The organism is Nonomuraea sp. NPDC050663 (assembly GCF_044456985.1).
Lineage (GTDB): Bacteria > Actinomycetota > Actinomycetes > Streptosporangiales > Streptosporangiaceae > Nonomuraea.
The window spans coordinates 39,766-61,497 of the sequence record NZ_JBITGL010000019.1 but is presented as its reverse complement, the minus strand read 5'-3'; the positions used below and the strand labels follow the sequence as shown (position 1 = coordinate 61,497).

At 71.0% G+C, this 21,732-nt stretch carries 19 protein-coding genes and 1 pseudogene; 10 read left to right on the top strand and 10 right to left on the bottom strand.

Going from position 1 to position 21,732, the window contains the following annotated elements:
• Positions 1-36 precede the first annotated feature (36 nt).
• From ACIBH1_RS40175 to cysC, 6 genes are all read right to left on the bottom strand, one after another.
• Entirely contained in the window at positions 37-891 is an 855-nt protein-coding gene (locus ACIBH1_RS40175) for an ABC transporter ATP-binding protein (RefSeq protein WP_397319310.1), read from the bottom strand.
• Positions 888-1,742, bottom strand: a complete 855-nt coding sequence (locus ACIBH1_RS40170) for a zf-HC2 domain-containing protein (protein ID WP_397319309.1) — start codon at positions 1,740-1,742, stop codon at positions 888-890. The genes ACIBH1_RS40175 and ACIBH1_RS40170 overlap by 4 nt, the downstream gene beginning before the upstream one ends.
• 19 nt (positions 1,743-1,761) lie before the next feature.
• Complete coding sequence (locus ACIBH1_RS40165; RefSeq protein WP_397319308.1) at positions 1,762-2,307, bottom strand: RNA polymerase sigma factor; 546 nt, start codon at positions 2,305-2,307, stop codon at positions 1,762-1,764.
• Between the two features lie 48 nt (positions 2,308-2,355).
• Entirely contained in the window at positions 2,356-4,020 is a 1,665-nt protein-coding gene (locus ACIBH1_RS40160; RefSeq protein WP_397319307.1) for a LamG-like jellyroll fold domain-containing protein, read from the bottom strand.
• Between the two features lie 77 nt (positions 4,021-4,097).
• Entirely contained in the window at positions 4,098-4,982 is an 885-nt protein-coding gene (locus ACIBH1_RS40155; RefSeq protein WP_397319306.1) for a sulfite exporter TauE/SafE family protein, read from the bottom strand.
• Entirely contained in the window at positions 4,970-6,148 is a 1,179-nt protein-coding gene (gene cysC / locus ACIBH1_RS40150; RefSeq protein WP_397319305.1) for an adenylyl-sulfate kinase, read from the bottom strand. The genes ACIBH1_RS40155 and cysC overlap by 13 nt, the downstream gene beginning before the upstream one ends.
• Positions 6,149-6,279: 131 nt before the next feature.
• On the opposite strand from cysC, the gene ACIBH1_RS40145 reads away from it, so the two are divergent.
• The gene (locus ACIBH1_RS40145) at positions 6,280-6,789 is read left to right on the top strand and encodes a SigE family RNA polymerase sigma factor (RefSeq protein WP_397319304.1); all 510 of its coding nucleotides are present in this window, start codon (positions 6,280-6,282) and stop codon (positions 6,787-6,789) included.
• Positions 6,786-7,988, top strand: coding sequence for a hypothetical protein (locus ACIBH1_RS40140; RefSeq protein WP_397319303.1), 1,203 nt, complete (start codon positions 6,786-6,788; stop codon positions 7,986-7,988). Before ACIBH1_RS40145 ends, ACIBH1_RS40140 begins: the two co-directional genes overlap by 4 nt.
• Here the strand turns inward: ACIBH1_RS40140 and ACIBH1_RS40135 are convergent.
• On the bottom strand, positions 7,985-8,692 hold the full coding sequence (locus ACIBH1_RS40135; RefSeq protein ID WP_397319302.1) for a methyltransferase domain-containing protein: 708 nt from the start codon (positions 8,690-8,692) through the stop codon (positions 7,985-7,987). The two genes, ACIBH1_RS40140 and ACIBH1_RS40135, sit on opposite strands and share 4 nt — an antisense overlap.
• Before the next feature lie 148 nt (positions 8,693-8,840).
• Between ACIBH1_RS40135 and mfd the strand changes: the two genes are divergently transcribed.
• From mfd to ACIBH1_RS40120, 3 genes and pseudogenes are all read left to right on the top strand, one after another.
• Positions 8,841-12,323, top strand: coding sequence for a transcription-repair coupling factor (gene mfd, locus ACIBH1_RS40130; protein ID WP_397319301.1), 3,483 nt, complete (start codon positions 8,841-8,843; stop codon positions 12,321-12,323).
• Positions 12,324-12,342: 19 nt separating this feature from the next.
• Positions 12,343-12,957: pseudogene (locus ACIBH1_RS40125) on the top strand (SurA N-terminal domain-containing protein); the annotation flags it as partial.
• Position 12,958: 1 nt separating this feature from the next.
• Positions 12,959-13,879, top strand: coding sequence for a MazG family protein (locus ACIBH1_RS40120; RefSeq protein WP_397319300.1), 921 nt, complete (start codon positions 12,959-12,961; stop codon positions 13,877-13,879).
• Here the strand turns inward: ACIBH1_RS40120 and ACIBH1_RS40115 are convergent.
• Genes ACIBH1_RS40115 through ACIBH1_RS40105 form a run of 3 tightly spaced genes read right to left on the bottom strand, consistent with a single transcriptional unit; the run spans position 13,876 to position 16,257 of the window.
• Complete coding sequence (locus ACIBH1_RS40115; protein WP_397319299.1) at positions 13,876-14,403, bottom strand: hypothetical protein; 528 nt, start codon at positions 14,401-14,403, stop codon at positions 13,876-13,878. The two genes, ACIBH1_RS40120 and ACIBH1_RS40115, sit on opposite strands and share 4 nt — an antisense overlap.
• Complete coding sequence (locus tag ACIBH1_RS40110) at positions 14,400-15,104, bottom strand: class I SAM-dependent methyltransferase (RefSeq protein ID WP_397319298.1); 705 nt, start codon at positions 15,102-15,104, stop codon at positions 14,400-14,402. The genes ACIBH1_RS40115 and ACIBH1_RS40110 overlap by 4 nt, the downstream gene beginning before the upstream one ends.
• Before the next feature lie 4 nt (positions 15,105-15,108).
• Complete coding sequence (locus ACIBH1_RS40105; RefSeq protein WP_397319429.1) at positions 15,109-16,257, bottom strand: endonuclease/exonuclease/phosphatase family protein; 1,149 nt, start codon at positions 16,255-16,257, stop codon at positions 15,109-15,111.
• Positions 16,258-16,416: 159 nt separating this feature from the next.
• On the opposite strand from ACIBH1_RS40105, the gene ACIBH1_RS40100 reads away from it, so the two are divergent.
• From ACIBH1_RS40100 to ACIBH1_RS40080, 5 genes are all read left to right on the top strand, one after another.
• Positions 16,417-18,237, top strand: coding sequence for a protein kinase (locus ACIBH1_RS40100; RefSeq protein ID WP_397319297.1), 1,821 nt, complete (start codon positions 16,417-16,419; stop codon positions 18,235-18,237).
• A 67-nt stretch (positions 18,238-18,304) separates the two neighbouring features.
• Complete coding sequence (gene eno / locus ACIBH1_RS40095) at positions 18,305-19,582, top strand: phosphopyruvate hydratase (RefSeq protein WP_181614318.1); 1,278 nt, start codon at positions 18,305-18,307, stop codon at positions 19,580-19,582.
• A 45-nt stretch (positions 19,583-19,627) separates the two neighbouring features.
• The gene (locus ACIBH1_RS40090) at positions 19,628-20,260 is read left to right on the top strand and encodes a septum formation initiator family protein (protein WP_397319296.1); all 633 of its coding nucleotides are present in this window, start codon (positions 19,628-19,630) and stop codon (positions 20,258-20,260) included.
• On the top strand, positions 20,250-20,738 hold the full coding sequence (locus ACIBH1_RS40085) for a DUF501 domain-containing protein (RefSeq protein WP_397319295.1): 489 nt from the start codon (positions 20,250-20,252) through the stop codon (positions 20,736-20,738). Before ACIBH1_RS40090 ends, ACIBH1_RS40085 begins: the two co-directional genes overlap by 11 nt.
• A complete protein-coding gene (locus ACIBH1_RS40080; RefSeq protein WP_397319294.1) occupies positions 20,729-21,646 on the top strand; it encodes an exopolyphosphatase in 918 nt (305 codons plus the stop codon). Before ACIBH1_RS40085 ends, ACIBH1_RS40080 begins: the two co-directional genes overlap by 10 nt.
• Positions 21,647-21,732: the final 86 nt, after the last annotated feature.

Genomic DNA, 21,732 nt, shown 5'->3' with positions numbered 1-21,732 from the left:
CTGCCTCTGAGGAAGGGGGCCGCGTTAGCGTCGTGGTCATGACGTGCGTCCGGCGAGGGTCGCGGCGTCGATCACCGTCAGGTATCCGTCCTCGATGCTCGGCTCGACCAGGCGCGCGCCGGGAGGCGGGTCGCCGATGTTGTGGAAGTCGCCGTTGCCTGTGCGCCATCCGGCGAGCGCTCCCTCGGCGCGGGCCTGGCTGGTCCACACCCGGCCGCGTGCCATGCCGGCCAGTTCGGAGGGCTCGCCGTCGAACCGGATCCGGCCCTGGTTCAGGACGATGACGCGCCGGCACACGGTGGCCACGTCCTCGGTCTGGTGGGTGGACAGCAGCACCGTGCGTCCCTCGCCGATGTCGGCGATGAGCTCGCGGAAGCGCAGCCGCTGCTCGGGGTCGAGCCCGACGGTGGGCTCGTCGAGGATGACCAGGGCGGGGTCGTCGAGCAGCGCCGCGGCCAGCCCGACGCGCTGGCGCATGCCGCCGGACAGGGCCTTGATCTTCTTGCCGCGCTGGTCGTCGAGGCCGACCGCGTGCAGTACCCGCCGCACCTCGTCGTGCCTGCCGTCCACGATCTCCTTGAGTATCGCGATGTAGTCGACGAACTCGAACGCGGTGAAGTGCTGGTGGAAGCCGGGATTCTGCGGCAGGTAGCCCAGGCGCCGCCGTACGGCCAGCCGTCCGGCGGCGTTGCGCGGGTCGGCGCCGAGGATGCGCAGCCGCCCGGCGTCGGCCGGGATGGCGGTGGCCAGGATGCGCAGCAGCGTGGTCTTGCCCGCGCCGTTCGGCCCGAGCAGGCCGGTGACCCCGTCGTCCAGCGTGAACGACACCTCTTGCAGGGCCATGGTGCGCCTGAACCGCAGCGACAGCCCGTCCGCCTGAACCGTTGTCACATCGTCCTCCTCGTGCGGGGGTCGGCGACGCGACCGGTGTCGAAGGCGGCGCGCACCTTCCAGAGGGCAAGCGCGGCGACGGCGGCCGCGGCCGCGAGCCCGGCCTGGCCGGGCGCGGTGAACAGGACCGACTCGCCGGTGGTGCGTCGTACGGTGACCGCCAGCAGCGCCAGCCAGCCCACTCCCACGGCGACGGGGGCGGCGACCGGGCCGAGTCTCGGCAGGAGGGCCAGGCTCAGGAACGTCAGCGTCAGCGACGGCGCGAGCCAGCCGAGCACCACCAGGCCGAAGGAGGGCGCGGTGACGCTGGCCAGCGCGGTCAGCGCCGTGGTCGTCATCAGCACCGCCGCGCAGCGCAGCAACAGCAGGCGGAAGGTGTGCAAGGGGGCGACGACGGCCAGCTCGTAGCTGGGGTCCACGCGCGGGCCGAACGAGATCGCCACACCGATCAGGGGGAGCAGCGGGGCGATGGCCAGCAGGGGGATCGGGACGGTCATCCACGTGCCCAGGTGCGCCGCGCCCGTGGTGACCGCGAGGGTGAAGCCCACCGCGATGAGCCACGACTTGCGCAGTCCGGGTGTCGAGGCCAGCAGCCGCGCGGTGTGCTCCGCGACGCCCGCTCTCAGGAGGAGCGCCTCGACGGGGCCGGGCAGCGGGGCGTCCAGTTCGGCGTCCAGCCGGGCCCATCCAGCGTGGACCGCGGACGGGTCGGCCTGCTGGGCGAGCTGCCGCCGGCAGCGCGGGCAGGCGGCCAGGTGCGCCTCGGTCGACCACGACCAGGGCGGCCGTGCCGTACCGCCGGCGTAGGCCCGCAGGTCGTCGTCGGAGACGTGCCAGTCGTCGGCGCTCATCGCCCACCTCCGGGAGTCGTCATGCCAGGTGCTCGCGCAGCTGCCGGCGGGCGCGCATCGCCCGGGTCTTGACCGTGCCCGCCGGGATGCCGAGCAGGGCCGCCGCCTCGTGCGTGCTCAACCCGTCGAGCACCGTGGCCTGCATGACCGCGCGCAGCTCGGGGGACAGCAGGGCCAGCGCTCCGGCCAGGTCGCCGTGCTCGACGCCCAGCAGGAGTTCCTCCTCCGCCGAGGGCACGCTGCTCCAGCGGCGTCCGGCCAGCAGGCCCAGGAGCCGGTCGCGGGCACGCTGCCCCCGGATCGCGTCGACCAGGCGCCGGAAGCCGATCTGCCAGAGCCATCCGGCGACGTCGCCGCCCTCACGGTAGCGGGCCGTGCCGCGCCAGATGGCCAGGAAGGTCTCCTGCACGGCGTCGTCCACCAGCGCGGCGTCGGGGCACCGGTATCGCAGGCGGACCGCCAGCCACGGCTGGTGGCGCCGGTACAGCGCCTCGAACGCGGCGCGGTCGCCGGCCGCCGTCGCGGCCAGCAACTCCGCGTCGCTCGGTTCAGGTAAGGCGCTCACACCCCATCATCGGAACGAGGTCGCGCATCGGTTCACACCGGTTGCGCGTCACCCCACCGGCACGGTCATGTTGTGCCGGATCTGCGCCTGGCTGAGGGCGATGTTGTACACGCGCACCTCGTCCAGCAGCCCGCCTTGTTCGGTGTACATCTCCAGTGGGGCGGCGCTCACCTCGATGCGCGTCCACGGCGAGTAGTCATCGAAGCGATCGACCAGGTTCCCGTCGACGTACAGGCGGGCGACACCTCGGTCGAACGTGTGAGCCACATGGTGCCATTGGTCGGCTGGGACACGCGCATCCCGGTTGTCGAGCAGGACGCTCACGTTCCACTCAGGATGGATGTCGACCCTGGAAAACGCGCTCGCCCCGGCTGAGAGCTGGCTCCACTCGAGCGCGTAGCAGCACTTCCGCGTGTTGGTGGTGCCCTTGCCCACCCGGGTCCGCGCCCAGCCAGGAGGCAGCTTGGACCAGTATTCAACGGTCACCGCGGTGGTCAGGTCCAGGTCGGCGTGATCGGGAACCCGGATGTGGTTGCTGGAGTTCGCGGGTGAGGACAGGGCGTTGCCGTACTTGCCGGGCGCCGAGGTGACGGGGACGACCGCGGTGCCGTGGTGGGACTTGCCCGACGCGTCGGTGACCGTCGTCCCCGAGGTCTGGTTCATGCCGTAGGCGGCGACCAGCGCGGAGGTGATCGGGGCGACGGCGACCGTGATGGTGTTCGACGGGGTGGCGTGACCGACGGCGTCGACGGCGACCACCTTGTAGTACGTCGTTCCCGGCGCGGGTTCCGTGTCGACATGGTTCAGCGCGTTGACGGTGGTGACCAGCGTGGCAGGTGACGGAGTGAATCCGGCGGTCGTCGAGCGGTGCACCTGGTAGAGCGCTCCGAGGACGTCCTGCGCCGCTGTCCAGGACAGCGTGGCGCGTCCCTGTCCGCCGGTGCCGCTGAGGGTCGGCGCCGTGGGCGGTGGGCCGGCGAAGACGGCGCCGCTGACGGCTCTGCGCATGTCGGTCTGGACCTGCTCGGCGGTCAACGCCTGGTTGTAGACGCGGACTTCGTCCAGGAGCCATGGTGGGCTGGTGAGCTGCTCGGGGTCGAACAGTGTTCCCAGGAGCAGCGGCGCGTCCGCTGCGGTGATCTGGTCGGCGATGGTGGCCTGTTCGCCGACCAGGTGACCGTTGAAGTAGAGGCGGAGAAGCCGGTCGCCGTAGGTGAGGGCCACGTGTGTCCAGACGTTCAGCGGGGCGTGCGGACCGCCGAGGTATTCGTCGAAGAGCCCGGCCCAGGTGCGGGGCATCATGAACGGGTCGTCCATCGACGTCACGCTGATGAAGTATGACGAGCTCGGCTCGTCCCTGACGAAGGCGTAGAGGTCGGCCGGCGTGGTGGGCCTGATCCAGGTTTCCAGAGTCATCCCGGTGGTCAGTCGCATGCTGGGCGAGTGCGGGACGACCACCTGTGCGAGCTGAGGGCTGTGGTTTCCTAATCGGAGAGCCTTGCCGAAGGGGCCGTCGACCCACTGCGCTCCCGCGGTGGTGCCGTGGTTGCCGTGTCCCGAGGAGTCGACGATGGTCGTGCCCGATCCCTCCTCGAAGCCGTAGGCCGCGACCGGGCCCGGTGGATTCCGCGTGGTGGCGTCGGCGGCGGTGAGTGGTCCGAGGGCGAGGGTCATGGCGACGGGCAGGACGAGAGCACGAAGAGATCGAGTCACGGAGTCTCCCTGAGCGGATGCTGTCCGGTGAGACGAGTGTCGCCGCTGAGCCCTGTACGGACGCTGGACGACAGCCTTCAGCCCACCCCGGCGGGCTCCCTCTTCTTCTTGGCCGCCCCGGCCTTCCACACCAGCACGCCCACCGGTACGGCGGCCGCCAGGATCCACAACGTCGCCGTGTTGCCCACGCCCAGGAGTTTCATCGCCGAGGCCAGCAGCACGTACACCAGCAGTGCCCGGATGATCCCCGCGGGCGCCCAGGCCGAGACGCGCGCACCCAGGTACACCCCGGGGATCGATCCGATCAGCAGCGACACGGTCAGGTCGAGCTTGAAGTCGCCGAAGAACAGGTGGCCCAGGGCCGCCGAGGCCACCAGCGGCACCGCCTGGACGAGGTCGGTCCCGACGAGCTGGTTGGCCTTCAGCGCCGGGTACAGCGCCAGCAGGGCGACGATGATGAGCGACCCGGACCCCACGGAGGACACGCCGACGACCAATCCGCCGACCATACCGACCAGTAGAGTCGGAATCGGGCGCACGGAGATCTCCTGGGCGTCCAGCGCTCCGCCCCTGTCGCCGATGAGGATCTTGGCGACCAGCCCGGCGACCGCCAGCAGCAGCGCGATGCCCAGCGCCACCTTGACCGCCTGCTGCACGCTTTCCCCGGTCCCGAAGGCGCGGATGAGGAAGACCCCGCAGAACGCCGTCGGGATCGACCCGGCGCACAACCACGCGACGAGCCGCAGGTTGACCGTGCCGCGGCGCAGGTGCACCATCCCGCCGACCGGTTTCATCAGCGCCGACGTCACCAGATCGCTGGAGACCGCGGCCAGCGGGGGCACGTTGAAGAACAACATCATCATGGGCGTCATCAACGCGCCGCCGCCCATCCCGGTCAGGCCGACGATGATCGCGACCAGGAAGGAGCCGACGACGAGGGGGAAGTCGATCAACGAATCCATCCTCCGCTTCGCAGGGCGTCGAGCACGCGGGTGACCGCGCTCTCGATGGACACGCCGGTGGTGTCGATGGCGAGGTCGGCGTCGTCCGGCTCCTCGTAGGGGTCGGAGATGCCGGTGAACGAGGGGATCTCTCCCGCGCGGGCCTTGGCGTACAGGCCCTTGCGGTCGCGCCGCTCGCACTCCTCCAGCGGCGTGGACACGTGCACGAGCAGGAAGTCGGCGCCGACCGACTCGACCATCTCGCGCACCTCCTCGCGGGTGGAGGCGTAGGGCGCGATGGGGGCGCAGATGGCCAGGCCGCCGTGCCGCGCGACCTCGGCGGCGACGAAGCCGATGCGCCTGATGTTGAGGTCGCGGTCCTCGCGCGAGAACGTCAGGCCCTTGGACAGCAGGTGGCGCACCACGTCGCCGTCGAGGTAGGTCACGGTGCGCCCGCCGAGCTCCAGCAGCGAGTCGCGAAGGCCGCGGGCGATGGTGGACTTGCCCGAGCCCGACAGGCCCGTGAAGAAGACGACCAGGCCGCGGCGGTGGGGCGGCCCGGGCAGGGTGATGGGCGCGGGTCCCGCCAGGTGCTCGGTGGCGCCGTAGGCCTCGGCGACGTGCTCGCGCAACTCCAGGTCGATCTCCTGGTCTTCGCGTTCCGCCAGGGGCACGGCCACCACCATGGCGTCGAGCTTGCCGGCCGCCGAGAGCGCGGCGCGCACGATGCCGGGCCCCGCCTCGCCGTACGCCAGGGGCATGAGGACCACGACGGCGCCGAGCTCGCGGGCGGTCTCCTTGATCTCCTCGACGGAGTCGAGCGGGCCGCGCATGGTCACGACGAGCGCGGGCCGGCCGTCGAGTTCCTTGCGGACCTCGGCGGGGGTACGGCGGAGCCGGGCGAAGGGCCCGTGCTCGATGCCGCCGAGGGCGCGTACCTGGCCGGTGCCGACGGTCAGCACGGCGAGCGGTGCGCCTTCCGGGTCGAGGAGGGTGAGGTCGCCCGAGGCGTCGTCGGGCAGGTCGATGGTGATCGGAGCCGGCCACGGCGTGCCGTCGACGAGCGTGCCGCGCTCGACGACGGAGTGGGCGTCGTCGTGGCCCATGAAGCCGGTGAGCGGGGCGAAGGCGCCGTTGAGCAGCAGCTCGAGGTCGGCGAGCTCGCGGGCGTCTGGCGTGTACGTCATCCAACTATTCCGATCAGCTTGGTAGGAAACACTCTAGCTTGTGATCCAAGTCTTACGGAAGCCAGGCATAGCGAGAGGGCCGATGAGGCGTCTGGGAGGGTGTCGAAAGCAAAACTCCCCTGGAGGTGATCGTGGACGCCGCAGACGAACGAGGCTTCCGCGAGTTCGTTTCCGCGCGCTCACCCGCGCTGATGCGCCTGGGCTACCTGCTGGCGGGCGGTGACCAGCACGCTGCGGAGGATCTCGTGCAGGCCGCGCTCGCCAAGCTGGCGGTCAAGTGGAAGCGGGTCGATGCGCCGGAGGCCTACGTCAAGCAGGTGATGTACCGCCAGCAGATCAGCTGGTGGCGTACGGCGTCGCGGCGGCCGGAAGTGATTCAGGCGCGGTTGCCGGAGAGCCCGGGTCTCGACCGCACGCACCAGAGCGAGCTGCGCATGGTGCTGCGCGAGGCGCTGGCCAAGCTCACCCCCCGGCAGCGCACCGTGCTCGTGCTGCGTTACTTCGAGGATCTGCCCGACACCGAGGTCGCCAAGGAACTGGGCGTCTCGGTCGGAACCGTGCGCAGCACCGCGCACCGCTCGCTGGCCAGGCTCCGCGAGTTGTCACCCGAACTTGCCAGGGAACTGGAGACCGTGTCATGACCGACCTGCTGCGCGAGACGCTGGGAGAGTGGGCGGGCGACGCCCGTGTCCCGCACGACCTGGCCGAACGGGCGCTGAAGAAGCGCCGCCGGCCGATGCTCTGGATCGTTCCCGCTGTCGCCGTGGCCGCGGCGGCCGCCGTCGCGCTGGTGGTCGTACCGGGCGGCGAGAGCGCCGCGCCCGACCCGGCGGCGACCGTGAGCGTCGAGGTGACGCTCCCGCCCAGGCCGGAGCCGGAGAACGACATCAAGGCCGACGTCGACAACAACCCTCCCGCCACGCTGATCGCCGCCGGGCAGTACGCCGTCTCGGCCTTCTACACGCTGAAGGGCGGGCCCAACAACGGCGATCCGCTCGACCGCACGTGGTCGCTCTACGACCCGCGCACCGGCGGCTACGAGCGCACCGACTGGGCCTGGGTGGACGTCGCGCCAGGCCTGCACCTGGCCGCCGTCCTGGAGGGCCAGGACCTCGGCACCCGGATCGGCATCATGGACATGAAGACCAGGCAGATCCTGCGCTGGATCGACCTGCAGAACCCCACGGGCTCGGTGGTGTGGTCGCCCGACGGCACGAAGGTGCTGGCCACGACCTACTCCGACTACCCCGACATGGTGCAGGGAGAGGGCCGGCAGCACCCCGACGTGCACAAGCCGGCGCGCACCGGCTACTACATCGTCGACGTCGCCACCGGCCAGGCCGACCACCACGCCCTGCCCTCGATGCCCGACAACCAGATCGGCGACCCCGAGGGCAAGCCGTTCAACCCCAACCGCCGCCAGGACCTCGGCTGGAGCGTCGACGGTGCGCTGCTCTGGCAGCCGACCGCGACCCAGCCCGCCAAGGTCTACCTCACCTTCGACGGGCAGCCGGCGGATGCTCCCGACAAGGCCCAGGCCGACTCCTACCGTGACGAGCCGATCTGGTCGCCCGACGGCACCAAGCGGCTGTACGGCGACGGCCTGCCGACCCCGGTGCTCGACCGCGAAGGCAAGGAACTGGGCAGGCAGAAGCTGCTGCAGCAGTGGGCGTGGGCCGACAACGAGAACATCATCGGCCTGGGCTGCTACGGCGAGTGCGAGAACGAGTTCCACAGCAGCATCGTCGTGACCAGCGTCGACGGCACCAAGGTCACGCAGCTGTCCACCTACCAGAAGGGGGACGACGGCCGCTGGTGGCCGGTGCTGACCCGCCGCTAGATCAACCGGGCGAAGTGGTTCTGCGGCTTGCGGATGACCATGACGACCTCGTCATGAGCCGAGGTGTAACGGCCCCGGCTCATGCGCGAGACCAGTCCTACGGCCGCGGAGCCCAGCCGGCCCATCGCCGGCCCGCTCGTGGCCGTCTCCGAGTCGGTGACCATCAGGCCGCGCGAGAGGCAGAACGCCAGCATGCCCTCGCGCGAGGTGACCGGCTCGTAGACGGCGGGCAGCGGCCCGGCGCCGTCGTCTCCGGTCAGGTACGGCCAGGCCAGGCGGCGCAACCACGACGGCGTGACCCGGTCGCAGAACCCGTACGCGCTCGAACGGTCGCGCATGCGCAGCAGGAGCAGCCCGCCGGGCCGCAGCCCGTTGAGCATGCGGTCGAGCACCAGCTCGGTGTGGTGGATGCGCTCCAGCAGGAAGTTCACGAAGATCACGTCGAAGGAGCGCGGCGGGATCGGCACGGAGCGCAGGTCGCCCAGGCTCCACGAGTCGAGGCCGGTGTCACCCTCCAGGGCGGCGTGCACCTGCTCGAGGTCGTCGTCGACGCCGGAGATCCGCGCCTCGACCCGGTCGAGGACCAGGCCGTGCTCCCGCGCGCATCCGGCCACCAGCAGATCGAGCCGCCGGCCCAGCTGCTCGGTGTACTGCTCGCGGATGCGCTGGCCGAAGACGTCTCCTCTTACCCGCAGCTCAGACATGTCACTCAGAGTAACTTCATAACCGCCGTTCGTGAGGGATTTCCCCCACCTCACCTCACTGTCGGAGGCAGAGACTAGTCTGGGAAGCACAAACCCCCGTGTCCGGTCCGGCCGGGGGTGGTCGTGTTGCCGTCGTGGGGCTGTGGGCATGAGTCTTTCCGGTCTTCTTGATCTCGTCTCCGCTGACCAGAAACTGGCCGGCGCGCTGTCGTCCGAGGGGGACGTGGCGCTCATCGCGCCTGCCCCGATGCGGCCGTTCGCGGTGGGCGCCCTGGCGGGCCGCCGCACCGTGCTGGCCGTCACGGCGACCGGCCGGGAGGCCGAGGACCTGGCGGCCGCGTTGTCGTCGCTGATCGACCCGGTCACCGTCGCGGTCTTCCCCGCCTGGGAGACGCTGCCGCACGAGCGGCTGTCGCCGCGCAGCGACACCGTCGGCCAGCGCCTGGCCGTGCTCAGGAGGCTCGCCCACCCGATCGAGGGCGACCTGGCGGCGGGCCCGCTGCAGGTGATCGTCGCCCCCGTGCGCGCGCTCCTGCAGCCGATCGTGAAGGGCCTGGGCGACCTGGAGCCGATCCGGCTGAAGGCCGGCGGCGACGCCGACCTCGACGAGGTGGTGACGCGGCTGGTCGACAACGGCTACCACCGGGTCGACATGGTCGAGAAGCGCGGCGAGGTCGCGGTGCGTGGCGGCCTGCTCGACGTCTTCCCGCCGACCGAGGAGCACCCGCTGCGGCTGGAGTTCTGGGGCGACACGGTCGAGGAGATCCGCTGGTTCAAGGTGGCCGACCAGCGCTCGCTGGAGGTGGCCTCCGACGGGCTGTTCGCTCCGCCCTGCCGCGAGCTGCTGCTGACGGCCACGGTGCGCGAGCGCGCCAGAGCCCTGGCGCAGGAGCACCCCTCGCTGGCCGAGGTGCTCGACCAGCTGGGCGAGGGCTCGCCGGTCGAGGGCATGGAGGCTTTCGCCCCGGTGCTCGCGGGCGAGATGGACCTGCTCGTCGACCACCTGCCGAAGGACGCCGCGGTCTTCGTCTGCGATCCCGAGCGCATCAGGGGCCGGGCCGAGGAGCTCGTGCGCACCAGCCAGGAGTTCCTGGAGGCCTCCTGGATCAACGCGGCGGCGGGCGGCGAGGCGCCGATCGACCTGGGCGCCGCGGCCTTCCGCACCCTTGAGGAGATCCGCGACCACGCCGACTCCCTGGGCCAGGGCTGGTGGAGCATGGCGCCGTTCGGCAACGGCATCGAGCTCGACGCCCACGACAGCGAGGCCTACCGGGGCGACACCCGCAAGGCGCTTGGCGACATCAAGGCGTGGCTCGCGCAGGACAAGGCGATCGTGCTGCTCAGCGAGGGCCACGGGCCCGCCGAGCGCATGGTCGACCTGCTCAAGGAAGTCGACGTGCCCGCGCGGCTCGAGGAGTCGATCGACAAGCCGCCGGCCGGCGGCGTCGTGCTGGTCTCCACCGGCCTGCTGGAGCACGGCTTCGAGACCCCGACGCTGGCCGTCCTGACCCACCTCGACCTCGTCGGCCAGAAGGCCTCGACCAAGGACATGCGGCGGCTGCCCTCCCGCAGGCGCAACATGGTCGACCCGCTGCAGCTCAAGGTGGGCGACTACGTCGTGCACGAGCAGCACGGCGTCGGCCGCTACGTCGAGATGGTGCAGCGCACCGTGCAGGGCGCCACGCGCGAATACCTGGTCATCGAGTACGCCAAGGGCGACCGGCTCTACGTCCCCACCGACCAGCTCGACGAGGTCACCCGCTACGTGGGCGGCGAGGCGCCGACGCTCAACCGCATGGGCGGCGCCGACTGGGCCAAGGCCAAGTCGCGGGCGAAGAAGGCGGTCAAGGAGATCGCCGGCGAGCTCATCAGGCTCTACTCCGCCCGCATGGCCTCGCCCGGCCACCCCTTCGCGCCAGACTCACCGTGGCAGCGCGAGATGGAGGACGCCTTCCCCTACGCCGAGACCGGCGACCAGCTGGAGGCGATCGACGAGGTCAAGCGCGACATGGAGCGGCCGATCCCGATGGACCGGCTGATCTGCGGCGACGTCGGCTACGGCAAGACCGAGATCGCGGTGCGCGCGGCCTTCAAGGCGGTGCAGGACGGCAAGCAGGTGGCCGTGCTCGTGCCGACGACGCTGCTGGTGCAGCAGCACATGTCGACCTTCACCGAGCGGTTCTCCAACTTCCCCGTCGTGGTCAAGCCGGTCTCACGCTTCCAGACCGACGCCGACGTCAAGCAGACCCTCGAAGAGCTGCGCGAGGGCAAGGCCGACGTGGTCATCGGCACCCACCGCCTGCTCAACCCCGAGGTGCGCTTCAAGAACCTCGGCCTCATCATCATCGACGAGGAGCAGCGGTTCGGCGTCGAGCACAAGGAGGCCATGAAGCATCTGCGCACCCAGGTCGACGTGCTGGCCATGTCGGCCACGCCGATCCCGCGCACGCTGGAGATGGGCCTGACCGGCATCCGCGAGATGTCGACGATCCTGACCCCGCCGGAGGAGCGCCACCCGATCCTCACCTTCGTCGGGCCCTACGACGAGAAGCAGATCGCCGCGGCGATCCGCCGCGAGCTGATGCGCGACGGCCAGATCTTCTTCGTGCACAACCGGGTCGCCTCGATCAACAAGGTCGCCGCCCGCCTGAAGGAGCTCGTGCCAGAGGCGCGCGTCGCGGTGGCCCACGGGCAGATGAACGAACACCAGCTCGAGCAGATCATGGTCGGCTTCTGGGAGCGCGAATACGACCTGCTGGTCTCCACGACCATCGTCGAGTCTGGCCTCGACGTGCCCAACGCCAACACGCTGATCGTCGACCGGGCCGACAACTACGGCCTGTCGCAGCTGCACCAGCTGCGCGGGCGCGTCGGCCGTGGCCGCGAGCGCGGCTACGCCTACTTCCTCTACCCGCCGGAGCGCCCGCTGACCGAGACCGCGCACGAGCGGCTGGCGACCATCGCCCAGCACACCGAGATGGGCGCGGGCATGTACGTCGCGATGAAGGACCTGGAGATCCGCGGCGCGGGCAACGTGCTCGGCGCCGAGCAGTCGGGCTTCATCGCGGGCGTCGGCTTCGACCTGTACGTCCGGCTGATGGCCGAGGCCGTGCAGGAGCAGAAGGCCAAGCTCACCGGCGAACCCGCGGTCGAGGAGCGTCCCGACGTCCGGGTCGAGCTGCCGATCAACGCCCACATCCCGCACGACTACGTCACCTCCGAGCGGCTGCGGCTGGAGGCCTACAAGCGCATCGCCGCCATCGCCTCGGAGAACGACATCGTCGCCGTGCGCGAGGAGCTCACCGACAGGTACGGCAAGCCGCCGCTCGAGGTCGAGAACCTCCTGGAGGTGGCCAGGTTCCGCATCGCCGCGCGCAAGGCGGGCCTGTCCGATGTGGTGCTGCAGGGCACCAACATCAAGTTCGGTCCCGTGGTGCTGAGAGAATCCCAGCAGGTGCGGTTGCAGCGGCTCTACAAGACGGCGATCTACAAGCAGGCGGCGGAGACTCTGCTGGTTCCCGTGCCGAAGACCAAGCCGGTCGGCGGGCAGCCGCTACGCGACCTGGCCTTGTTGAAGTGGTGCGGCGACCTGGTCGAGGCGATGTTCCTCGAGCCCGCACGGGTAAGCTAAGCCGCGGTTTGTTCGGAAAGGGACCAACGTGAAGTCGATTCGAGTGGCCGGTGTCGCAATCGCCGCCGGGATTGCGCTGACCGCGTGCTCCCAGCCCGTCGAGGCCGGGGCCGCGGCCGTCGTGGGCCAGGACCGCATCTCCTCCAGCGCCTTGAACCAGGAAGTCCGGGCCTACACCGCGGCCCTGGAGCGGGCGAAGATCAACCCGGCGCAGCTCGGGGTGCCGGTCAACCAGTACGTCCTGCAGCGCATGGTCACCGAGTCGCGCTTCAGGCAGCTGGTCGCGAAGTACGACGTCGCCATCTCGGAGACCGAGGTCGACACGGCGCTGAAGAACCCGGGCCAGATGCAGACGCCCGAGATGAACCTCCTGGCCAAGGGGCTCGACCCGGCCGATCCGCGCGGATTCATCCGCTCAGAGCTGGGCGTCTACAAGATCATCGATCAGCTGGGCGGCCCGAACAACCAGCAGGCGATGCAGAAGGTCCAGCAGGAGTTCGGGTCGATCAAGGTCGCGTTCAACCCGCGCTACGGCGCCTACGACGGCCAGAACCAGACCTTCGTCGACACCGGCCGCTTCGGCAAGCTCACCTCGGTGCAACAGCAGCAGCCGCAGCAGGCGCCGCAGGGCTGACATGCCGCTGATCGTCGTCACCACCTCGCCGCGGGTCGCGCCCGGCCTGCTGTCGCCGCAGGCCTGGCGGGCCCTCACGGCCGGACCCGTGCACACCGCCGACCCCGGCCACCCGGCCCTGCCCTATCTGGCCGAGGCCGGGGTCGAGGTCGTCGTCGTGACCCCCGACCCGGCCTCGTGGGCGCGCCGGGCCGTCACCGAGACCGTCGTCTGGCTCGACGCCACCGAGGAGCAGATGCGCGGCTTCGGCCACGCCGCCCTCGCGCTGGAGACGCCGCCGGAGATCGAGGTCATCCCCGGCTCCTACGACCTGCCGGGCGCGCGGGTGCTCGACCTGGTCTCGGTCATGGACCGGCTGCGCACCGAGTGTCCGTGGGACCGCAAGCAGACCCACGCCTCGCTGGTGCCGTACCTCATCGAGGAGGCCTACGAGGTGCAGCACTCCGTCGAGTCCGGCGACCTCGACGCCCTGCGCGAGGAGCTCGGCGACGTGCTGCTGCAGGTCGCCTTCCACTCGCGGGTCGCCGAGCACTTCGACATCGACGACGTGGCGGCGGGCATCGTCGACAAGCTCGTCCGGCGCCACCCGCACGTCTTCAGCGACGTCTCGGCCGAGACCGCCGACGAGGTCAACGCCAACTGGGAGGCCATCAAGGCCGCCGAGCGCTCGTCGTCGGGCAAGAGCTCCGTCGACGGCGTGCCCACCGGCCAGCCCGCCCTTTCCCTGGCCGCCCAGCTCATCAAGCGCGCCGACCGCTCCGGCGTGCCGGAGTCGCTTGCCCACGCCGTGGGCCAGGGCGTCGCCCGCGAGCTCTTCGACCTGGTGCACCGGGCGCTGGAGGCCGGGCTCGACCCCGAGGCCGAGCTGCGGGCCGCCGCCCTGACCTACCGCGACCGCATCGTCGCCTGGGAGAACCGCTAGCCGACCACGGCCTGGAGCAGGCCGTAGACGAAGCGCGCCTGGTAGGGGCGGTCGTCGTGGGCGAAGTCGACCGTCCACTGCTGCGGCGCGGCCCCCTCGCCCTGCCTGGCGCCGGGGAAGCTCGCGCACACGTCGCCGATCACGCACGTCCACGGGCGCAGTCCGGCCATGGACACCTTCTTGTCGCCCGTCGGCCGGACGAACCACTGGTTCCACACGCGGCGGTCGGGCCCGACCATCACCTCGAACTCCAGCCCCGGCCAGTACGGCAACGCCCAGCGCACCACATCGCAGGTGACGGCGCCCAGGGAGTGCTCGCCCCGGTACGACGGCTCCCCGAGCGCCGAGCGGTACGGCGACAGGCCCTTGGCGTAGAAGGTGCGCCTGGTCCACTGGCTGTGCGCGGCGCCCTCCTCGCCCCGGCTCGCCCGCAGGTCGGTGAGCGCCTGCTGGACACGGTCGGAGTTGAGGTCGCGCATCCGGTGCATCAGCGTGAGCTGGAACTGGCGCACGCCGTAGGTCATCGGCTCGCCTCCACGTACTGGATGAACCCCGAGGTGCGCTGCGAGACGTCGGTGAAACCGCGCTCCCGCAGCGCCCCGGTCACCTCGTCGTCGGCGAACAGCCGTACGCCCGTGACCCGCCGCACGATCTCCTCCAGGCCCGGCACCCGCCGCGTGGTCATGAGCGCCAGCCGACCGCCCGGCCGCAGCACCCTGGTCATCGAGTCGAGTGCGTCGAAGGGCCGGTCGAACAGGTAGAGCGCGGCGAAACACGCGACCGCGTCGAACGTCTCGGAGGAGAACGGCAGGCTGACCGCGTCGCCCCGCACGTACTCCACGTTGGCGTCGCGCGTGTCGCGCACCGCGGTGTCGAGCATGGTCGCCGAGGCGTCGATGCCCACCACCAGGTCGGCGCCGGGAGCCAGAGCACGCGTGACGTTGCCGGGCCCGCAGGCGACGTCGAGGATCACCTCGCCGCCCGAGAGCCGGAGCATGTCGTGCAGCATCGCCATCTCCTGCACCGTGCTCGGCCCGAACGGCCCGCCCTTCGACAGGCCGATCAGGTAGGGCCGCCACAGCCGCTCGTAGACGAGCGGGAGCTGGGTGGACTGCATCAACCGTTGCGCGAAACTGAGCGGCACCTGCTCGGCCCCGAGCAGGTCGAGATAGCCGCGCGAGGAGTCGCCGCCGGGAACGTCGAGCAGTTTTCTGACTCGCTCCATGTGATCAGGATGACACGTCCACCCACACCAGCCGGTGATCGGAGCTGGGGAAGGGGAAGACTCCCGTCAGGCGCGACAGCGGGTCGCTGCGCACCGGCCAGAAGACGCCGCCGCCGAGCACCTTGAGCCCGTGACGGGAAGGCAGCACGTAGTCGGCACGCAGGTTGCCCGGAGCGGTGTCGGAGAAGTCCGCCGTGTCGTAGCGCGGGTCGCCCCTGTGGGTGGTGTTGGCGCCGCCCTGCAGAGCCGCCGCCTCGCTCGCGCCGTCGCTCGACGGGGCGAAGGACGCGTCGACGCGCTTGTTGCCGAGCAGCTGGTGGATGGCGCCGTCATAGGAGTCGCCGTCGAAGGGGTCGGCGTTCTGGTCGCCCGCGATCACGAAGCTCTCGCCGCCGCGCAGCCCGCCTCGCCTGCCCCTGTCGTCGTAGACGTAGCGGGCGCCGTTGACGTAGTCGGCCCAGAAGCGGATCTCGTCGTGGTTGCGGCGGCCGTTGCGGTCCTCGGCCCCGTCGAAGGTGGGCGGCGTGGGGTGGCTGGCCAGCAGGTGCACGGTGTCGCGGCCGACGCGCAGCGACAGGTCCCAGTGCGACTTGGACGACAGGCGGAGGACCGCGAGCTCCTCGTCGGAGTACCAGCCGGGCGGGATGACGTTGCCGGGCATGTCCTTCCACAGGAAGTTCTGGAAGGTGCGCACGTTCGTGATCGGGTACCTGGAGTAGACCGCCATGCCGTACTGGCCGGGGAAGACGCCGAAGCCGTAGGCGTCGTCGCCGTAGCCGGGGGCGCCGGGCGTGGTCACGACCTGGCCGTCGTTGTTGAGGTCGAAGCCGGAGGCGATGCCGGTGTTGCTGGGGGCGGTGTAGCGGTAGCGGTAGCGGATCGCCTCCGCGCCGTTCTGCCCGACGCGCAGGTAGTTGTCGTGGAAGAGGCGCAGCGCCGTGCCCTGCGCGTCGAAGTCGAACTCGTTGACCAGGACGACGTCCGGGCGGGCCCGCTGGATGATCTCCGCGATCACCTTGGCCTGCGCGTTGTCCGGCGTCGACAGGTCGGTGACGAGCTGGCCCTCCACGTTCCTGTTGAGGGAGGCGTTGAAGGTGGAGAAGCGGACCTGCGTCTTGGACGACGCGTCGGCGGGCACCGCGAGGAGCGGCATCGCGAGTGCGGCAGTCAGAAGGGTGCGCCAAAGTTTCACGAGCGGATCGTGCCACGCCGTGCCCGCCCGGTAACCGGCACAGATCGCCTGTTTCCCCAGTGTTCGTCTGGCATAACAAGTCCCGAAATGGCAGGCTTTTCCGCCGGGGGAGAGGGGCACATGACCGAGGCACGCGCGCTGCGGCGCGACGATCCGCGGGAGCTGGCCGGATACCGGCTCACCGGCGTGCTCGGCGACGGCGGCCAGGGAACCGTCTACCTGGGGCAGCGAGGCGGGCGCCACGTCGCGGTCAAGGTGCTGCACGCGCGGCTGGTGGGCGACCGCCGTGCCGTACGCAGGTTCCTGGCCGAGGCCGCCACCGCGGCCAGGATCGAAGGCGCGGGGACGGCACGCGTCGTCGACTCGGGCATGGCCGAGGAACGGCCCTACCTGATCAGCGAATACGTCGACGGCCCCTCCCTGCAGCAGCACGTGCAGAGGTACGGCCCGCTCGACGGCGACGAGCTCGACGAGCTGGCGATCGGCACCATCGGCGCGCTGTCGGCCATCCACCGGGCCGAGATCGTGCACAGGGACTTCAAGCCGTCGAACGTCCTGCTGGGCCCCGACGGCCCGCGGGTGATCGACTTCGGCATCGCCAGAACCGTCGACTCGGCGACCACGGCGACCAGTTCGGTGGTCGGCACCCCCGGATACATGGCGCCCGAGCAGATCGCGGGCGAGGACGCCACGGCCGCCTCCGACGTCTTCGCCTGGGCCGCGACCATCGCCTTCGCGGCCACCGGGAGCTCGCTGTTCAGCGCGGCCAACATTCCCGCCGTCATGCACAGGGTGTTGACGGCCGAGCCCGACCTGTCGGACGTCGAGCGGCCGCTGCGCTCGGTGCTGACCGACTGCCTGCGCAAGGACCCGGCGCGGCGGCCGATCGCGCGCCAGGTCCACGCCCGCCTGACCAGGCAGGCGCCCGCCACGCCGGCGCCCCTTCCCGCGTCCGTACGGCGGCGCAGGCTCCTGGCCGCCGGAGCGCTCGCGCTGATCCTGGCAGTCGGGGCCCTCAAGACCATGTGGTGGCCCGACCGACTCCCCGAGGCCTCCGGGCCGGAGCTCCACGTGACCCCGGCGAACACGCCCGGCTTCGGCCAGGCGCTCGGCGACCCCTTCGGCCCGGCGGGCGACCAGGTCACCGCGATGGCGGTCGGCTCCCTGCTCGGCGACCCGATCGTGGCCGCGGCCGGCGGCGGCGAGATCCACCTCCTGCGCCCCGGGGCCGAGCGCCCCGCCTACCCGGAGATCCCGGTGGGCTCGCCCACGGTGACCTTCGTGGCGGTCACCGAGGTGGACGGCCGCGCGATGGTCGTCTACGTGGCCGGCGGGGTCCTGCGCACCTGGAACGTCGCCGAGGCCGAACCGGGCAGGTTCTTCACCTGCGACTCCGAGAACCCGCCCGTGGCGATCGCCGGGGAACGGGCCTACCTCGGCTGCCCCAACGGGCGAGTGATCACCGTGGACCTGCGGAGCGGCCGGCCCGTGGGCGAGCCCCAGGTGTTCGAGTCCGTGGTGACCGCCCTGGCCTGGGACGGCTTCCAGCTCGTCGTCGGCACCGGCGACGGGCACCTGCTCAGGGGCGGCGCCCGTGCCGCCGCGGGAGCCCCCGTCACCAGGATCGGCCACCTCGGCGGCGCGCGGATCGCCGTGGTCACGACCGACGGACGCGTCACCGTCTACGGGCCCGACCTCGCCGAGGTCGTCTACACGGCCGAGACCGCCCAGCCGCTGGCCGACGTCATCGAGCGCGGCGGCGAGCTGGTGACCCTCGCCGGAGGCCAGGGCCTCAGCGCCCAGGAGGGCGACCGCGAGGCGCGGCTGCTGGCCGAGCGGCACGAGGTCACCGCGATCGCCGCGGGTGAGCTCGGCGGGCGCGCCGTGGTGGTGGCCGCGATCGGGGGATCACGGCTGCGCGCCTGGAACCTGGACCGCTAGCCGTACCAGGTAGTAGACCTCGGTAGGCTTCTGACGCAACTGCCCTTCAACTCTAGGAGCGCTTGACGTGGCTGCCATCGAGGTCGTCTACGCCCGTGAGATCCTCGACTCCCGCGGAAACCCGACCGTCGAGGTCGAGGTAGTCCTCGACGACGGGAGCACCGGCCGTGCGGCCGTGCCCAGCGGCGCCTCCACCGGCGCCTTCGAGGCCGTCGAGCTGCGTGACGGCGAGGAGCGCTACGGCGGCAAGGGCGTGGAGAAGGCCGTGCTCGCCGTGACCGACGAGATCTTCGACGAGGTGCACGGCGTCGAGGCCGAGGACCAGCGCATCGTCGACCAGATCATGATCGACCTCGACGGCACGCCCAACAAGGCCAAGCTGGGCGCCAACGCCATCCTGGGCGTCTCGCTGGCCGTGGCCAAGGCCGCCGCCGACAGCGCCGAGCTGCCGCTCTACCGTTACGTGGGCGGCTCCAACGCGCACCTGCTGCCCGTGCCGATGATGAACATCCTCAACGGCGGCGCCCACGCCGACACCAACGTCGACATCCAGGAGTTCATGATCGCGCCGATCGGGGCCGAGAGCTTCCGCGAGGCCGTGCGCATGGGCACCGAGGTCTACCACGCGCTGAAGAAGGTGCTCAAGGAGAAGGGCTACGCCACCGGCCTGGGCGACGAGGGCGGCTTCGCGCCCAACCTGCCGTCCAACCGCGACGCGCTCGACCTGATCCTGGTCGCCATCGAGAAGGCGGGCTACACCCCCGGCCAGGACATCGCGCTCGCGCTCGACGTGGCGGCCTCCGAGTTCCACAACGACGGCGTCTACACCATCGACGGCAAGGGCCTGTCGGCCGACGAGCTCATCGCGTTCTACTCCGACCTGGTCGCCTCCTACCCGCTGGTCTCCATCGAGGACCCGCTCGACGAGAGCGACTGGGAAGGCTGGAACAAGATCACCAAGGCGCTCGGCGACAAGGTGCAGCTCGTCGGCGACGACCTGTTCGTCACCAACCCCGAGCGGCTGGCCCGCGGCATCGCCGAAGGCACCGCCAACGCCCTGCTGGTCAAGGTCAACCAGATCGGCACCCTCACCGAGACCCTCGACGCCGTCGAGCTCGCCCACCGCAACGGCTACCGCTGCATGATGTCGCACCGTTCCGGGGAGACAGAAGACACCACCATCGCCGACCTGGCGGTGGCCACCAACTGCGGCCAGATCAAGACCGGAGCCCCGGCCCGATCCGACCGCGTGGCCAAGTACAACCAGCTGCTCCGCATCGAGGAGCAGCTCGACGATGCCGCCCGTTACGCGGGTCGCGCGGCTTTCCCGAGGTTCCAGCGCTAGATTCGGTTCGGCGCTGCCGAACCCCCGAATCTGGAGCGAACTTCGATGAGTGACGAGGCTAGGCCCGGGAGCAACCGCGAACGCGAGGAGACCACCACTCCACGCGTGCCCCGACCGACTCCCGGAGCCAAGCCCGGCGGTACTTCCGGCAAGTCCGGCTCCACCGGCAAGCCCGCCGCGTCCGCCGCGGGCAAGGCCGGTGGCTCCGCCGTACGGCCCAGCAGCGGCGGCACCTCCGGTTCCAGTTCCGCTGCCGGCCCTGGCGCCGGTGCCTCCGCGGGCAAGCCGAAGCCGCGCCGACCGCAGCTCACCGGGCGGGCCGCCATCCTCGCCGTCGTCGTCTGCGCGATCGCGATGAGCCTGGCCTACCCCGTGCGCGAATACATCGCCCAGCGCCGCCAGCTCACCGAGCTGCAGGCCGAGAAGGACAGGGTGCTGGCCGAGCAGCGCAAGGTCGAGGAGCAGCGGCGGCAGGTGCAGGATCCCAACTGGACCAAACGCACCGCACGCGAGCGGCTGCACTACTGTGACCCGGGCGCCAAGTGCTACATGGTGCCCAAGCCGAAGCCGAGCGGCGGCACGACCACCGCCACACAAGACTCGGCGACACCGCCCTGGTACGAAACGTTGTGGGAGTCGGTGGTCGCCGCCGACACGGGGGAGACAAGTGGAAGCTAGCGACGTCGAGGCCATCGGGCGGCAGCTCGGCCGCGAGCCCCGCGGACTGCGCGAGGTCGCCCACCGCTGCCCGTGCGGGCGCCCTGACGTGGTCGAGACCGCGCCCCGCCTGCCCGACGGCACCCCCTTCCCGACCCTGTACTACCTGACCTGCCCCAGGGCCAACTCCGAGATCGGCACGCTCGAGAGCTCGGGGATGATGAAGGAGATGCAGGCACGCCTGGCGGAGGACCCCGCGCTGGCCGCGGCCTACCAGGCGGCGCACGACGACTACCTCGCCCGCCGCGACAAGGCCGCCGAGGATTCGGGCGTCGAGCCGCTGCCGCCTGGCACCCAGAGCTCGGGCGGCATGCCCACCCGCGTGAAGTGCCTGCACGCCCTGGTCGCCCAGGAACTGGCCGTCCCCGGCAGCAACCCGTTCGGGCGCGAGGCGCTCGACGCGCTGCCCGAGTGGTGGGCGGAGGGACCGTGCGCGTAGCCGCCATCGACTGCGGCACCAACTCGGTGCGGCTGCTCATCGCCGACATCTCCGGCGACGAACTCACCGACGTCGAGCGCCGGATGGAGATCGTCCGGCTCGGCCAGGGCGTCGACCGGACCGGACGGCTCGCCCCGGAGGCCCTGGAGCGCACGTTCGCGGCGATGCGGGGGTATCGCAAGCTCATCGACCAGCACGGGGCCGGGTCCACACGCGTGGTCGCCACCAGCGCCACGCGTGACGCGGCCAACCGCGACGAGTTCGTGGCGGGAGTGCTGGAGATCTTCGGGGTGGAGCCGGAGGTGGTGTCCGGCTCGGAGGAGGCGCAACTGTCGTTCACCGGCGCGACCCGCGGCGCGCAGGGTCCCGCCCAGGCGCCCTTCCTCGTCGTCGACATCGGTGGCGGCTCGACCGAGTTCGTCGTCGGCTCCGAGGCGGCGCAAGCCGCGCTCTCCGTCGACATCGGATGCGTGCGCCTGACCGAGCGCCACCTGCGCGACGCGGGCGACCCTCCGTCGGCCGAGGCCGTCGACCGCGTGATCGCCGACATCGAGGCCGCCCTCGACAAGGTGGCGGACGCCGTCCCCGTCGACGGCGCGCGCACCCTGGTCGGCCTGGCCGGTTCGGTGACCACGGTGGCGGGCATCGCCCTCGACCTGCCCGAATACGACCCCGAGCGCATCCACCACTCGCGCATCCCGGCCGCCCGGGTCCACGAGGTGTCGGCCGGCCTGCTCTCGATGACGCACGACGAGCGTGCGGCGATCCCGGTCATGCACCCGGGCCGCGTCGACGTCATCGCCGCCGGCGCGCTGATCCTCGACCGCATCGTCAGGCGCTTCGGTTTCACCGACGTGGTGGTCAGCGAACACGACATCCTCGACGGGATCGCCTGGTCTCAGGTCTGACGCCGCGCGATTGTGACCTGACGGTGATCCTCGCTCCCGGCGCCGGTTTCCGCATTTCCGCAGGTAGCGATCGCGTTGCAGGAAAA